Origin of the sequence: Paenibacillus sp. FSL K6-4396 (assembly GCF_038002525.1) — a bacterium.
GTDB classification, from domain to species: Bacteria; Bacillota; Bacilli; order Paenibacillales; family Paenibacillaceae; genus Paenibacillus; species Paenibacillus amylolyticus_B.
The window spans coordinates 3,584,696-3,598,424 of sequence record NZ_JBBOCR010000001.1 but is presented as its reverse complement, the minus strand read 5'-3'; the positions used below and the strand labels follow the sequence as shown (position 1 = coordinate 3,598,424).

Genomic DNA, 13,729 nt, shown 5'->3' with positions numbered 1-13,729 from the left:
GCACACCCACTTTCTTATTCATCCGCGTAGTGAGATCCGAGTGCTGGCAATGATACTCGTGACGATCAACAAGAGATGGAAACCCATGGCTACAATTAAGCCGGATTGAAGTGACATACCGCCAGCCTGACACACGACAAGAATGGAACCACCAATGCCGATCACTACACCAGGTGTAAAAGAATCTGCAAATTGCAGATTTGCTGAGGTTTGGCCCACACCTTCCTCCCCCGTTTGGGAAAATGCGACAACACCGCTAATCGGGTGCGCCAATCCAATACCAACGCCTGCAATGATCTGACCAAGAACTGCGATGGTAACGGTCACAACAGGTACCCAAAATACGATGGCAATCCCTATCGCAAGCAGCAATACCCCAAGAATGATTCTCATATGACGTCCACTGCCCTGATCTGCCGCATCCCATCGTCCTTGCAGATACGCAATGATACACCAACTTAATGCAGCACTCGCGACAATTAATCCGGCCTGTGAAGGTGTAATTCCTTTCACGTCGATTAGAGCTAATACCAGGAAATTCTGTGTGCTGGTATAGGCAGCGAAGAACAACCCACGTGTTGCCAGAATTGCTGGCATACCTCTTCGCAACGTAAGAGTTCCCTTCGGTAGCAATTTACGGAGCGGAAATAACATCAATACCAGGCCAATCACGACTAAAACAAATCCCATAAAGCTCGGAAGCATACTTAGACCAATCAGGAAAATCCCTGTACCTAACGTTAAGAGTAACGCCATCCAAGTGGATGAAGATCCGCTATCCTCTCCCGTCTTCTGCACTTTCAATTTCCTAAAGGCAGGTAAACTAAGCAATGCTGAAACCACCAGCACAGGTAAGATCCCCCAGAAAACAAAGCGCCAGGACCACTGATCTGCGATAACTCCTGCTACATATGGACCGAGCATGGACGGAAGAACATAGGCAGTACCAAATGCTCCAAGAATTTTGGCACGCAACTCATCCGGGTAACTTAAGGATATAGCTGTATACACACAAGTCATCATAGCTCCGGCACCCAAACCCTGCAGGGCCCGTGATCCTATCATGGTATACATGTCGCCTGCGGTTGCGGCAGCGATCAGCCCTACGATAAACAACAGAAGTGCAAAAGTGAACGGTGCTGCAGGTCCTCTTTTATCAATGATCCGACCGACGACCAGCGTCCCGATAATCTGCGCAAGCAGATATGTACTGAATATCCACCCGAACAGGCTAAGACCGTTCAAGTCTCCAGCAATCGAAGGAGCAATGGTGGTTACGGATAGACCTTCGAATCCAACGGCCATCACTGACAAAATAATTCCTATGGATAATGCAAAATAACGCGGGCTGAAAATACTTTGATGATTAGACGACATGAAATGTGACCTCCAAGAAAATTGGTATGTATACATCGTATCCGGATACTTAGTAAACATTTTTGTTTATAATGTCTAAGCTACAGTTCGGCTTTGACTTTGTCAACATTTTTGTTTAAAATGTAGTTAGTCATGTAGATTCAGTTGCTTCACAAGGGGGTGCACGATGAGCGGAAATCAAACTAAAAAGGATGTCTCGACCAGTACCCGGAGAGCAATTATTAATCTGTTAAAAGAGCGCGGGGGAATGGATGTAGTCACTCTCTCCTCTCAGTTTTCGTTATCCGGAATGGCTATTCGTCAACATCTGAATGCGCTAAAAGGAGAAGGATTGGTTACCACTGTGGAAGAGGCCCGTCCCATGGGTCGCCCCACCAAGTTATGGATATTAACTCCCGCGGCTAATCGTTTTTTCCCAAGTGGATATTCGGATTTATCTGTCAGCCTCATCAATTCGATGAAAGAAGCTTTTGGTACTGAAGGGCTGGACAAGCTGCTGGATGTTCGAAATAAAAATATGCAAGAACAATATCTTCAGCATCTTGGCGATTCATCAGGAGTTAAAGAGAGATTGGAGAAATTGGCCGAAATTCGTACCAATGAAGGTTATATGGCCGAGGTTAAGGAGCAGGATGATGGCAGTCTCCTATTCATTGAGAAGCATTGTCCGATCTGTGAAGCGGCCGCGGTATGTACCGGGTTATGCAAGAATGAGCTACATTTATTCAAAACAGTTCTAGGCGATAATGTTCATATTGAACGGGGAGAATACATTTTAGCCGGAGGAAGAAACTGCGTATATACCGTTAGGCATAATAAGCCATGACCAAAAGAGCAACCTCATCGGAGATTGCTCTTTTGGTTTGGATTTCGAACTGATTAGAACGATTCGGATTTCTCTAAATCATCCTTCATTATACCGGTTATTTCTAACTCTTTCATAATCGTATGTATCCGATTATGTAATTTTGAATTGAGGTAGAGTATAGTAAGAGTGTCGAAAACATACTCTAGGAGGCTACTGCCATGTCACAAAAAATCTGGATGAACCTGCCGGTGAAAGATGTTGTGAAATCCACTACCTTTTTTAATGAGATTGGATTCCATGGGGAGAATGTTGGCAACGAGAGAGCCCAGCTTGTCATAGGCTCAACAACAATCCTCCTGTTTCCGGATGCAACGTTCGAGAAATTTACAGGTGCCAAAATCGCAGATACTTCCCATAGCGCAGAAGTGATATTTTCCATTGGTGCTGACAGCAGAGAAGAAGTTGATGCTTTTATTAAAAAAGTCGAGTTAGCTGGAGGAACCATCTTTGGCAAGCCGGGTGAAACAGACGGCTGGATGTACGGCGCGGGATTTGCCGACCTGGACGGTCACCGCTGGAACCTGTTGTATATGGATGAGAGCAAAATGCCGAAACGGTAATATATAACGTCTATCACTACGTCCGCCTCTTATCCTTCAACTTGGGAACCCTCGAATCGGCCAGTCATGGAGATTCTGAAGTAATTCGTTACGATACTAAAGATAAGGAATACGATTCCTCCAACTACAATATATTGTGTACTTATTCCAGTTACGATTAGTCCACATACACTAGCACCAAGTGTTGTTCCCAGGTTGGAAGAGGTTAGAAAGATCCCATTCGACAATTCGGGTGCCTCTGGTGCTGCCGATACCACCCAATATTGAGTGATATTGCCCCCTATGCCTCCTATGATCCCCCAAATGAAAATAAGGAAGGCTGTTGGCACACTGAATTGTCCGAAGGTGAACAACAAGATGTATATCGTTATTAATGCAATGGGATACATCTTGATCGTTCTTAAAGGGAAATTAGCGAGCAGTTTCCCTGCTATCATGTTCCCAACCATATTGGCCAAGCCATATAGAAATAACAACACACTGACGGTGTTCCAGTCATATCTTGTCACGGTTTTCAGAAACTCAGCAAGGTAACTATAGACCCCAAATACAGCTCCGTTCATGAAAATCACGCCAGCAATGGATAGCCACATCACGGATCTTCTCAATACATACAGATTAGTACCCATGGAGATTCTTTTCGTAACTGGCATTGAGGGCACAAAAAGAAGTGTTGCTACAAATGCGACGATCGTTACGGCGGCAAAGAACAACATCGCATAGAACAACGATGTGCTGGTGGCAATCAAGCTCGAAAGGGGTACTCCAAGTACCATGCCTGCCGACACGCCTACAAATACTTTAGCCACTGCCTTCGGCGCTTCTTCCTTGGGGACTGACGCCGCTGCGACCGTAAATGCCAATGAGCAATAGACAGGATGGAAAAAAGCCGGAACGACACGTGCAATGACCAATACCGTAAAGTTCGATGTGATGGCGGAGACCAGGCTGCCCACAATAAAAATCCCAAGTACAAACAACATAACATACTTGCGGTTCATTCCCGAAAATAATAAGGGTAAAGTGGGACCAGATACAGCAACCGCAAGCGCAAAAAGACTCACAATCAAACCAGCGGTTGAGATACTGACCTCGTAATGTTCTGCAATCAAAGGCAAGATTCCGATTACGCCCATCTCCGTATTTAAAATACTGAATACACCAAAGGTCAGAATGAATACAAGCAGGTGATTTCGTTTAGTTGTCATATGCCATGGATTTAGAGAGATCCCGGTAAGCATTGATCTCTGTCTGAAGGTTGGCAATTTTCTGCTCTGCAATGTCTATCGCGTCGGCTCCTGCAATGAAGCGTTGCGGCGGTTGGGCCTCGTTTGCAATTTGAAGGAGAGCATTGGCAAGTTTTTTTGGGTCTCCAGGTTGTTGCCCGTTCTGATTATTAAAAAATTCCAGATGACCAGCTCTCCGATCATCATAGTCCTCAATCGAAGGCTTAGCGAAAGTTGAGGATGCATCGGTAAGAAATTCCGTTCGGAAAAATCCGGGATTGACTATAGTCGTATGAATACCGAAAGGAGCTACCTCAGGAGCCAATGCCTCCATCCATCCCTCAAGCGCAAATTTTGCAGCACTATATGCCGAATTAAATTCAAATCCTGAAATGCCAGCGCCCGAGGAGATCGAGATAACATGTCCTGAACGTTGGGTGCGCATCACAGGTAATATGGCCCGGGTAACGTGCATGGAACCAACCAACGCCACCTGTAGCTGATGTTCAATCTGGTCAGGGGTCAGTTCCTCAAAATACCCTCCACAGAAATGTGCCGCATTATTTACGAGTACATCGATCGCCCCGAACCGTTCAATTGCCGCCTTAACTGCGGCATGTGCATCAGCAGGCTCGCAAACATCTAATGGGACAACCATTACATTCTCGGAATCACCGATCGCACGAACCACTGCATCGGGATTTCGGCCGGTAGCAACAACCTTGTGTCCAGCATTTAAAGCAGCCTTAGCAATAGTTGTGCCCATACCTCGACCAGCGCCAGTGATAAACCATACTTTTGTCTTATCCATATCATTCATTCCTTTCAATTTCTTCTCCAGTTGCCTTGCTTTTTAGTTTAGCGTTTATACACCACATAGCAAATACTCATATCTTATAACAAGTTATGCTTAAAAGGCATTTCTGTAAGGTTTATTGTAGAATATAAAGGATAAAGGAGGAGTTAAAATGGAGATTAGAGTATTGCGTTATTTTCTTACGGTCGCCAGAGAAGGAAGTATTACACGCGCTGCTGATTTCTTACATGTTACGCAGCCCACCTTGTCCAGACAATTGAAAGACCTTGAACAAGAGTTGGGAAAGAAATTATTTATTCGCAGTAGTTACAGTATTATTCTCACAGATGAAGGTATGCTTTTAAGAAATAGGGCTGAAGAAATTGTGGGTATGGTCGATAAATTAGAGGCAGAATTTGAATCCATGGAAGAAACCATAAGTGGAGATATTTATATTGGCGGTGGAGAAACGGAAGCCATGAAACAGATTGCAAGAGTGGCAAAAGACGTACAGAATAAATATCCCAATATACGCTATCACCTATACAGCGGCAATGAAGATGATGTAACTGAGCGGCTCGACAAGGGGCTCCTTGACTTCGGTATTCTAATCCAGCCAGCGGATGTTTCCAAATATAACTATATCAATTTCTCCGACAAAGATGTTTGGGGAGTGGTTATGAGAAAAGAAAGTCCACTCGCCTCCAAAGATACGATTCGATCCACAGACTTATTTCATGTTCCATTGATCTGTTCACGACAGTCAATGAAGCAGACATTTTCAAAAAATGAGTTTGCGGATTGGTTTGGCGAAGATTTTGACAAATTAAACGTGGTTACTACATACAATCTTGCATATAATGCTGCCATTATGGTTGAAGAAGGTATTGGTTATGCATTAACACTTGATAAAATAGTGAATACGTCTAGTGAAAGCGACCTTTGTTTCAGACCTCTAGAGCCAAGACTTGAATCTGGCTTAAATATCGTTTGGAAAAAACATCAGGTCTTTTCGACTGCTGCGGATTTGTTTTTAAAAGAAATTCAGGCTAAATTTTAGACTGATAAAGGGATTAACGTGAGTACAAGAAGAAACCCACCGGAGTTTAATTCTCGGTGGGTTTCTTTACCACTTGTTCGATCCCGAGCAAAATAAGCTTCAAGCCAAACTCAAAAGCTCCGTCGGTTCCCATCACCTCAAACAGACCATTCTTATACATCCTACTGAAGAGTCCAGCTTCCTTTTCACTCATAGAGTCCAGAAGATGGATCATCTCTTCACCCTCAAGTGCTTCCTTGTCCTTAAGGACAGCAGATATATTGCGCTGATGCTGATAATCGTCCAGTACGAAATAGAATACATAGTTGACTAGTGTAAGAACTGCCTGTAATTTCTGCTCTTGCTCTAGTGGTGTTGATTCCATGCAGAGCAACATGCGGTTGGTGAAGCGGATCATGTCCGGTTCATGAGGAAGCGTCATCATCATGAGCTGTGTGGAGCACGGGTATCTGCTGATCACACTCCGTACCGTCACGGCAAGCCCCTCCATCTGCTCCTTCCAGTCTCCTTCAGTGTGAAACTCGTCCAGAATAATTTTTGATATCTGGTTGGCGAGACGCTGGTAGAGCGTCTGCTTGCTCTTGAAGTACCAGTATAGAGATGGAGCCTGAATCCCCAGCTTGTCTGCCAATCGTCTCATGCTGAATTTCTCGATGCCCTCTTCTCCGAGAAGCTCCCACGAAATTTCCAAAATCTTATCTTCCGAAATCTGAGGCTGTTGTTTTTTCATCGGTATCCACCCTTTTATCTAACAGTGTAAGTTTATGCTTTACAGGTTCATAAGTTCATGATAACATCTAACACTGTAAGGTTCAATCTAACGGTGTTAGATTAGATCAATATTAACGAAGAAAGTAGTGACCCACATGGATACAGAAAACCTCCATTACTTTGAAAAAGCACCAATCGCCAAAGCCGTAGCTCACTTTGCTGTCCCAATGATGCTAGGCACGTCAATGAGTGTTATCTACTCCATCTTGAATGCCTATTTCCTTGGCACACTGGGTAATACGGCAATGTTAACTGCACTTGCACTAACTTTACCTTTATTCGCGGTCATCATGGCCCTTGGTAATTTAATTGGTATAGGCAGCGGTACATTCATCTCTCGTTTGCTGGGAGAGAAAAAAGTCGATGATCTGAAGCATGTATCTTCATTCGCCTTTTACAGTAGTTTAGTTCTCGGAATTATTGTGATGGCCGTTGGCCTCCCGCTGATCGAACCAATCGTTCATGGGCTGGGGGCAACCCCAGAGTCCTTCGGATTTACGAAAGAGTATGTCACGATTATGCTTATGGGTTCACCCTTCGTCATCTTATTCTTCACGCTGGAGAATATCGTGCGCTCAGAAGGTTCAGCAATCACCTCAATGACCGGTATGATTCTCAGTGTTGTTATAAATATTGTTCTTGATGCATTATTCATTTTTGTCTTCCATTGGGGCGTGATTGGAGTTGCATCTGCTACCGTCATCTCCAACTTGGTTGCGAGTGCATTTTACGCTTATCATATGAGTTATAAAAGTCAATTCTTAACCGTCTCCCTGAAATGGTTCAAGGTGACGAAGGACATCCTGAGCAATGTGTTCAAAATCGGTGTTCCCGTCTTTGTTATGAGTGTCTTCTTGGGTGCAATGTCGCTTATTCTTAACCTTTTTCTTGTTGAATATGGAGATCAGGCCGTTGCGGGGTATGGAATCTCATCACGTTTATTGCAATTTCCTGAGTTTATTCTGATGGGCTTGTGCGAGGGAGTTGTGCCGTTGATTGCCTTCTCATTCACAGCGAACAAATTACGCATGAAACAAACGATTGGATTCACGATCAAATCTATCTTGGCGTTAGCCGTCCTGTTTGGGGTTGTCGTCTATCTGATCTCTGACCACTTGATTGGTTTATTTACGACTGACCCGCAATTAATTGAAATGGGCAGCTACATTCTGCATGTAACCTTCTTATCCTTGTTCATTACAGGAATGACTTCTTTGTTTATGGGTATCTTCCAAGCAACAGCCCAAGGAACCGCAGCGTTTGTTATGTCCATCATTCAAGGGATTACGTTAATTCCTGTATTGTATATCGCTAATCAAATGAACGGCTTTCATGGGGTAGTCTGGTCGCTCGTTATTGCGGATGCCGTGGCGTTCCTAGTTGGAGCCATCATGATATATGTTTTGCGGACCAAATTGCAGCCAGATCTGGAACATTTGGCACAGTAGTTACAGTATAACACGCAAAAAGGCAGGATAAGGGCGCTCCCTGACCCTGCTCTTTCATTTCGAAATGACAATTATGTATCTGATGCTACGAAGAGATCGTAAACCGTCTTTTATAAGGGAGAAATGGTCAACATATGTTCTATTTCATCCATATACCCATCCACTGTAATGCTTCTCGGAGCAAACAGAAATCGTAGTGCTTGTTTCCATTCCGAGCCTGCAATAGAGGTTGGTAACATCGAATGTTCTGTATTAGAGAAGATTTTCACATGAAGCAAGGAAGATGGCTGAATTCCTTTACGGTATGCTTGCTCTGTATTAACAATGTCCACATTCACATCATCTTCTCCAAGCAGAAGTAGTACAGGGGTTTTGAAATGATGCAAATCCGCCGTGGCATCTGAAGCAAAATTTTTCCTTATGAAGTTCCAGCGTTCTTTGGAAATCAGATCATCCTTTCGAGCAATCTTGGTGTACTCTTCATATGTGCCATGTTGCTTTAAAATCTCTTTAATCTGGTTTTCATAATCGACCTGATTTTGAATCTCCTCGGTGGAATGACCATCTTTCGCCATTTGGCTGCGTGTGTTGTATTCTCCCTGTTCCAACCAGTTTATCGCTGGTGATACCAAGATACTGAAGGCAAGATGTTCTTTCCCAGCAAGCTTAGGAATCACCCAACCTGCTTGGCTGGCACCCCATACGCCTATTTTGGAATCATCAATGATGGATTGTTCTTTCGCCCATGCAATAGCTTGCTGTGCCTCCATAACACGATCATCCATGCTTTGATCTAGCCAGTTTCCCTCTGAACCTCCGATTCCCCGTTTATCTAGCGACAAGGACGCATACCCGATCGATGCCAGTCGCTCCCATAACGGTTTGTATCCCTCACCATGAGTAGAGTCTATCGGACCGTCACCGTGAATAAACAGCACTAGACCTAGCTTGCCCTTATGGTTTCTGGGTAACGTGAGCGTACCTGTTAACTTACCCTGTGGAGATTGAATTTCAACGGTTTGTTCCTCCATGTCAAAATCACTTTGATCGACTATGTACAGTCCTGCACCAACCATCAGTAAGATTGCCACAATAACTGAGATGTATCGTTTTTTCCATTTAAACATAAGTATCTCCTTTGTAAATCATGTAATGCCATTGATTTTCGCCTAAGAGCAGGCCGGTCAGAAAACTGTTTGTGCTATACTGCTTGCAAAATTGATAGCGTTCATATAACTGTATCGCTTGATCATTCTGACTTGCCACATGCAAGCTAAGAAATGACATTGATTTGGATTGCAACATATATTTCTGTGCCCATTGAAGCAACTGCGTACCAATTCCCTTGCCTTGGTGCTGTGGATGTACAACCAGATCTTCCACATAACATTCGCCTAATGTAGGAGTATGCTTCAGCAGATGTAAACCAGTTATTAATCGAAGCATTTTCCACATGCCAACCCTATTACACTGGCCCCACCAATGAAGATTGGCACGAACGCTGGTTATTGCTGCTCTGTTATCTGCTTCCTTCCATTTCAAACACATGGTGCCAACAATCTCCTCATGTTCACGAGCAATGACTCGAAGAGTACTTTGTTCCATGGGCGGGTGATTGAGCAACTGTTCAAATACGTAAGCCAGATCAGTTATGGACAATGAAGTGATCTTTTGAAATTTGTGTCCAAAACCATAAGCCATGAGTTCAGCAACAGCTTGATGAAACAGGGGACAAACGGGTTCTATCTGAATGGAAGTTGTCACTATGTGCCTCCCCTACTCGATCATTTGTAACAATAACTCATAATGAAGTTTTTCTGGTGTGAATAAAGATAAATAAGATTTCTCTACCATAATAAGTGGACCGTGATACGGATAGCCTTGGTGTTCTGCATAAGCATAAAATTCGTTGATATGTTCTTTGAGTTCAGCTTCAATTTGTACATATACATGACGAGAAAGATATTTTCCTCTAGGCAAAACTAAATCGTTCGCTCCTTCCTTTTGTATATAAATTCCTACGGTGTCCGTCTCATCGTACGCATAATGGATGTCGGCTTCAAATAAATTGGGAATGTTTTCTTTATGTTGGATCAGTTGCCTTGCTTGCAAGTACTCTTGCGCTTCCATATGGAACCACAGGGATAAGTGAATCTCCTCACGAGTATCAATATAATAAGTCACTTGATCCTCAATTGGGATATGCTTTTTCTCATGCAACAGCTTGCCGATAAGGTGCTTTGTTTGCTGAAGCTGAGTGATGGCTGCTTCCGTGTCTGCCAATGCTTGTTGAAATAATGATGTGATTTGATCGGATGTCGAGTTACTCAAACATTCCTTGATCATTGAAACAGATAGACCCATTTTGCGAAGTAACAAAATATGAGATAGACGGTAAATTTCATCAACCCCATACATCCTATACTGGTTTTCTGCTATATAAGCAGGGTTCAACACCCCTTTTTCTTCAAAGTAACGAATTTGATGGACAGAGACTTTCATCAGCTTTGCCAGCTCACTAATCGTAATTTCATCACTCAACCAATTCACCACCTTTGCTGTTTTTCATATTACAAGCATAAACCTTAGGTCTGACCTAAGGTCAAGTCTTTATTTTAGCCTCTCCTGATAACAAAAAACCACGCCACCAGATTCGGTACCGCAGTTCAATGATCAATTATGCTATTGGATTTGTTTCATGTAAGATTTGAATTCCTCGGCAATTTCTTTGTATTTCGTATGATGCAGGTAATGTGAACCTTCCATTGGGATCATTTTGCCCTGCGCGGATTGTTTGGCTTGTGCTTCATGTAGCGGAATCCACTGCGGGTTTTTCTCGTTATTGGATTGAACAAAGAGAAGCACTGGCAGATCACTAGGATACGTGAGTTTTTCTCCATTTTTGAAATTGGAACCCAGGTGTTTAAGCTCATCTACTAATGTCGGGTTTGTCGATACTTGATTCGAAATCAACTTCATCTGTTCTTTGGTATGTTCATCGTATGCAAGTGATGCATATGAATCACCACTCACTTTATTGAGTACTCTCATTAAGCCTGATTTTTGAAGGAATTTCATTAAGTTCAAAGGTAATTTTACATCCATGCCAGGTTGATTCGGGACACTGCTATCGATCCCGACAAAAGCAGAGACTTCATCTGGATACGTGTTCACATAAGTCGCCGCGTACAGTCCCGTGATGGAATGCCCCATCAGAATATAACGATTTATACCGAGCTGCTGTACAGCTTCATGAATTTCACTAACAATATTCTCGGTGGTTCTCTCCGTTTCGGTTTGGTCACTTAACCCATAACCGAAAGGCTCAATCGCCACAACTTTGTAATCAGAAGTTAATTCATCGATTAACAATTTAAAATCAAGTACTGGTGATGGTGTTCCTTGTCCGGGAAGTAGCACGATGGTTTGTTCGCCGCTACCTTGAATGGATACATTCATATTCTTCCCATCAACATTGACATATTGGCCGTACGATTCGATTTTCTTTTTCTCTGCCCCATTACTTATCGTATGAACGACAAACGTGATGCCCATGAACAGCACCAGCGCGCCGACAATACCACCTATTATTTTCAACCATAAGTACCGTTTTTTACGGCCCTTAGTCCCCGTTGTTGTTACATCCACTGCTTCTGCCATATCCATCTTCTCCTGTCCTTTATATCTGTAGAGCCGCTCTTGCGACATAGGTATAGTGTAACCATGGAAGATGTCCCCTTCGTGACGGGAATATGAACGGAGTATGAACTACAAAAAAAAAAGAGAGCTGCTTGTTGAGAGCAGTTCTCCATAGGATAAGACAGTTTTAGTGGTCCAGGAACACAAGCTGAATGAAGAACAATACCGCAAAAATGTAGAAGATTGGATGAACATCTTTACCTTTTCCGCGAAGCAGCTTAAGTACCGGATAAAAGATGAAGCCTACGCCGATGCCTGTCGCAATACTATGCGTCAATGGAGTAAGGATGATAATCAGGAAGGCAGGAAATGCTTCTTCGAGATCATCCCATTTGATTTTGCTGATAACGTTTATCATAAAGTATCCAACAATGATCAGTGCCGGAGAAGTGATCGCCGGAATGCTTGATATTACACTTACGATCGGTGTGAAGAACAAAGTCAGCGCAAGCAGCACACTTACCGTTACCGCTGTCAGTCCCGTTCTTCCTCCTGCGGCTACCCCTGTGCTGGACTCGATATAAGCTGATGTTGGGCTTGTTCCGAGCAAAGCGCCACTGGTTGTTCCTACGGCATCTGCCAATAATGCGCCACGCGAGCGTGGGAATTTACCATCCTTAAGCAATCCTGCTTGTTCAGCAACGCCGAGCATCGTGCCTGTCGTATCAAACAGCGTGATCAGCAGGAACGTAAATATGATTGTATACAAACCATTCGAGAATACCCCTGCCAGATCCAGTTGCAAAGCCGTTGAAGCGAGCCCATGCGGCATGGATACAATCGATTCCGGCATTTGGAATAGTCCCATGATCCAGGCAAGTATCGCTGTTACCACCATTCCGATGAACAGGTAACCTTTCACATTGTAAGCCATCAGCACAACGGTAATAATCAATCCGATAATGGTCAGATAAGCCATTGGCTCAGCCAAGTTTCCGATCGTAATCAAATTCGATTCTGAATCGGCAATAATCCCGGCATTTTGCAAACCTACCGTTGTAATAAACAATCCAATCCCTGCGGTAATGGCATGTTTTAAGCTAGCAGGAATTGCATCAAGCAACATGTAACGGAATGAAGTCAGTGATAAAATGATAAACAAAATCCCTGCTATAAATACGGCTCCCAGTGCAACCTGCCAAGATACGCCATATCCGGCAACTACGCTATAGGCAAAGAATGCATTCAGGCCCATACCCGGCGCGATGACGATTGGATAATTGGACCATATTCCCATAATCAGAGTTCCCACAATACTTGCCAGTACCGTTGCTATGAACACCCCGTTAAAGTCCATGCCTGTGCTGCTGAGTATTCCTGGGTTTACGATAACTATGTATACCATTGTGAAGAATGTTGTAACCCCTGCGATAATTTCTGTGGGGATGCTCGAGCCTCGTTCTTTAAGTTTGAACCATTTATCCATGGTAAAGCCAGCCTCCAACTTTCAAATTATACTCCAAAGCTAAAAACAAAAAATCCTAATCTTCATATAGGATTGTAATATTCTCGCTCCTATATTCGTTGTTAGGATTTAAAGATTCAACAGCTAAGCTCTAAACTAAACATAAAGATACTCATATCTGTTTTCAGCCTGAAGTCCATTTCGTATTCTAATTAAAATGACATGCAATGTCAATGAATTAACGATTTGTTCACAGTTATTTACGAACTATCCAGACGTTATATCTTGTGTTCATTCGTTTTTAGAATAGAGTATGTACGTATTGCTTAATGTCTGCAATATATGAAGAAAGACTGCCAGCAATGTATACTGACAGTCTCTTGCTTAATTCGTAGTAGGTTTCTCTTCATATTCGCTGGATAATTCTTTAAGCGATTTGATTTTGCCATGGGGATGCTGTTCTTGCTTTCGTGACTTCCAGGCAGCTTCTTTTCTTTTCTTTTCTTCTGGTCAGCCATA

The 13,729-nt window shown here is 43.2% G+C and carries 13 protein-coding genes and 1 pseudogene; 4 read left to right on the top strand and 10 right to left on the bottom strand.

Annotation, left to right across the window (positions count from 1 at the left end; all coding sequences use genetic code 11):
* Window positions 1–18: 18 nt before the first annotated feature.
* A complete protein-coding gene (locus MHB85_RS15600) occupies window positions 19–1,377 on the bottom strand; it encodes an MFS transporter (protein WP_192131484.1) in 1,359 nt (452 codons plus the stop codon).
* Window positions 1,378–1,543: 166 nt separating this feature from the next.
* Between MHB85_RS15600 and MHB85_RS15595 the strand changes: the two genes are divergently transcribed.
* Window positions 1,544–2,203 (top strand): helix-turn-helix transcriptional regulator, encoded by a 660-nt coding sequence (locus MHB85_RS15595; protein WP_210108200.1) that lies wholly within the window; start codon window positions 1,544–1,546, stop codon window positions 2,201–2,203.
* 200 nt (window positions 2,204–2,403) lie between these two features.
* On the top strand, window positions 2,404–2,805 hold the full coding sequence (locus tag MHB85_RS15590) for a VOC family protein (RefSeq protein ID WP_105598812.1): 402 nt from the start codon (window positions 2,404–2,406) through the stop codon (window positions 2,803–2,805).
* Between the two features lie 29 nt (window positions 2,806–2,834).
* On the opposite strand, the gene MHB85_RS15585 is transcribed toward MHB85_RS15590, so the two are convergent.
* Together MHB85_RS15585 and MHB85_RS15580 are read right to left on the bottom strand one after the other, a co-directional pair.
* The gene (locus tag MHB85_RS15585; RefSeq protein WP_341073191.1) at window positions 2,835–4,013 is read right to left on the bottom strand and encodes an MFS transporter; all 1,179 of its coding nucleotides are present in this window, start codon (window positions 4,011–4,013) and stop codon (window positions 2,835–2,837) included.
* Complete coding sequence (locus tag MHB85_RS15580) at window positions 4,003–4,851, bottom strand: SDR family NAD(P)-dependent oxidoreductase (protein WP_105599145.1); 849 nt, start codon at window positions 4,849–4,851, stop codon at window positions 4,003–4,005. The genes MHB85_RS15585 and MHB85_RS15580 overlap by 11 nt, the downstream gene beginning before the upstream one ends.
* A 148-nt stretch (window positions 4,852–4,999) precedes the next feature.
* Here MHB85_RS15580 and MHB85_RS15575 point away from each other — a divergent pair, with 148 nt between their 5' ends.
* Window positions 5,000–5,887 (top strand): LysR family transcriptional regulator, encoded by an 888-nt coding sequence (locus tag MHB85_RS15575; protein WP_192131494.1) that lies wholly within the window; start codon window positions 5,000–5,002, stop codon window positions 5,885–5,887.
* Window positions 5,888–5,933: 46 nt separating this feature from the next.
* On the opposite strand, the gene MHB85_RS15570 is transcribed toward MHB85_RS15575, so the two are convergent.
* Window positions 5,934–6,617, bottom strand: coding sequence for a TetR/AcrR family transcriptional regulator C-terminal domain-containing protein (locus MHB85_RS15570; protein WP_192131496.1), 684 nt, complete (start codon window positions 6,615–6,617; stop codon window positions 5,934–5,936).
* Between the two features lie 136 nt (window positions 6,618–6,753).
* Between MHB85_RS15570 and MHB85_RS15565 the strand changes: the two genes are divergently transcribed.
* Window positions 6,754–8,106, top strand: coding sequence for an MATE family efflux transporter (locus MHB85_RS15565; RefSeq protein WP_210108198.1), 1,353 nt, complete (start codon window positions 6,754–6,756; stop codon window positions 8,104–8,106).
* 110 nt (window positions 8,107–8,216) lie between these two features.
* On the opposite strand, the gene MHB85_RS15560 is transcribed toward MHB85_RS15565, so the two are convergent.
* The 6 genes and pseudogenes from MHB85_RS15560 to MHB85_RS15535 all read right to left on the bottom strand — a co-directional run.
* Window positions 8,217–9,233, bottom strand: coding sequence for an alpha/beta hydrolase family protein (locus MHB85_RS15560; RefSeq protein WP_105598808.1), 1,017 nt, complete (start codon window positions 9,231–9,233; stop codon window positions 8,217–8,219).
* Entirely contained in the window at window positions 9,226–9,870 is a 645-nt protein-coding gene (locus MHB85_RS15555) for a GNAT family N-acetyltransferase (protein WP_091018929.1), read from the bottom strand. The genes MHB85_RS15560 and MHB85_RS15555 overlap by 8 nt, the downstream gene beginning before the upstream one ends.
* A gap of 12 nt (window positions 9,871–9,882) precedes the next feature.
* On the bottom strand, window positions 9,883–10,647 hold the full coding sequence (locus MHB85_RS15550; RefSeq protein WP_341073190.1) for a MerR family transcriptional regulator: 765 nt from the start codon (window positions 10,645–10,647) through the stop codon (window positions 9,883–9,885).
* 141 nt (window positions 10,648–10,788) lie between these two features.
* Window positions 10,789–11,766 (bottom strand): alpha/beta hydrolase, encoded by a 978-nt coding sequence (locus tag MHB85_RS15545; protein WP_341073189.1) that lies wholly within the window; start codon window positions 11,764–11,766, stop codon window positions 10,789–10,791.
* Window positions 11,767–11,932: 166 nt separating this feature from the next.
* The gene (locus tag MHB85_RS15540) at window positions 11,933–13,231 is read right to left on the bottom strand and encodes an NCS2 family permease (RefSeq protein WP_091018934.1); all 1,299 of its coding nucleotides are present in this window, start codon (window positions 13,229–13,231) and stop codon (window positions 11,933–11,935) included.
* A 363-nt stretch (window positions 13,232–13,594) separates the two neighbouring features.
* Window positions 13,595–13,714: pseudogene (locus MHB85_RS15535) on the bottom strand (DUF6254 family protein); the annotation flags it as partial.
* Between the last annotated feature and the right edge of the window lie 15 nt (window positions 13,715–13,729).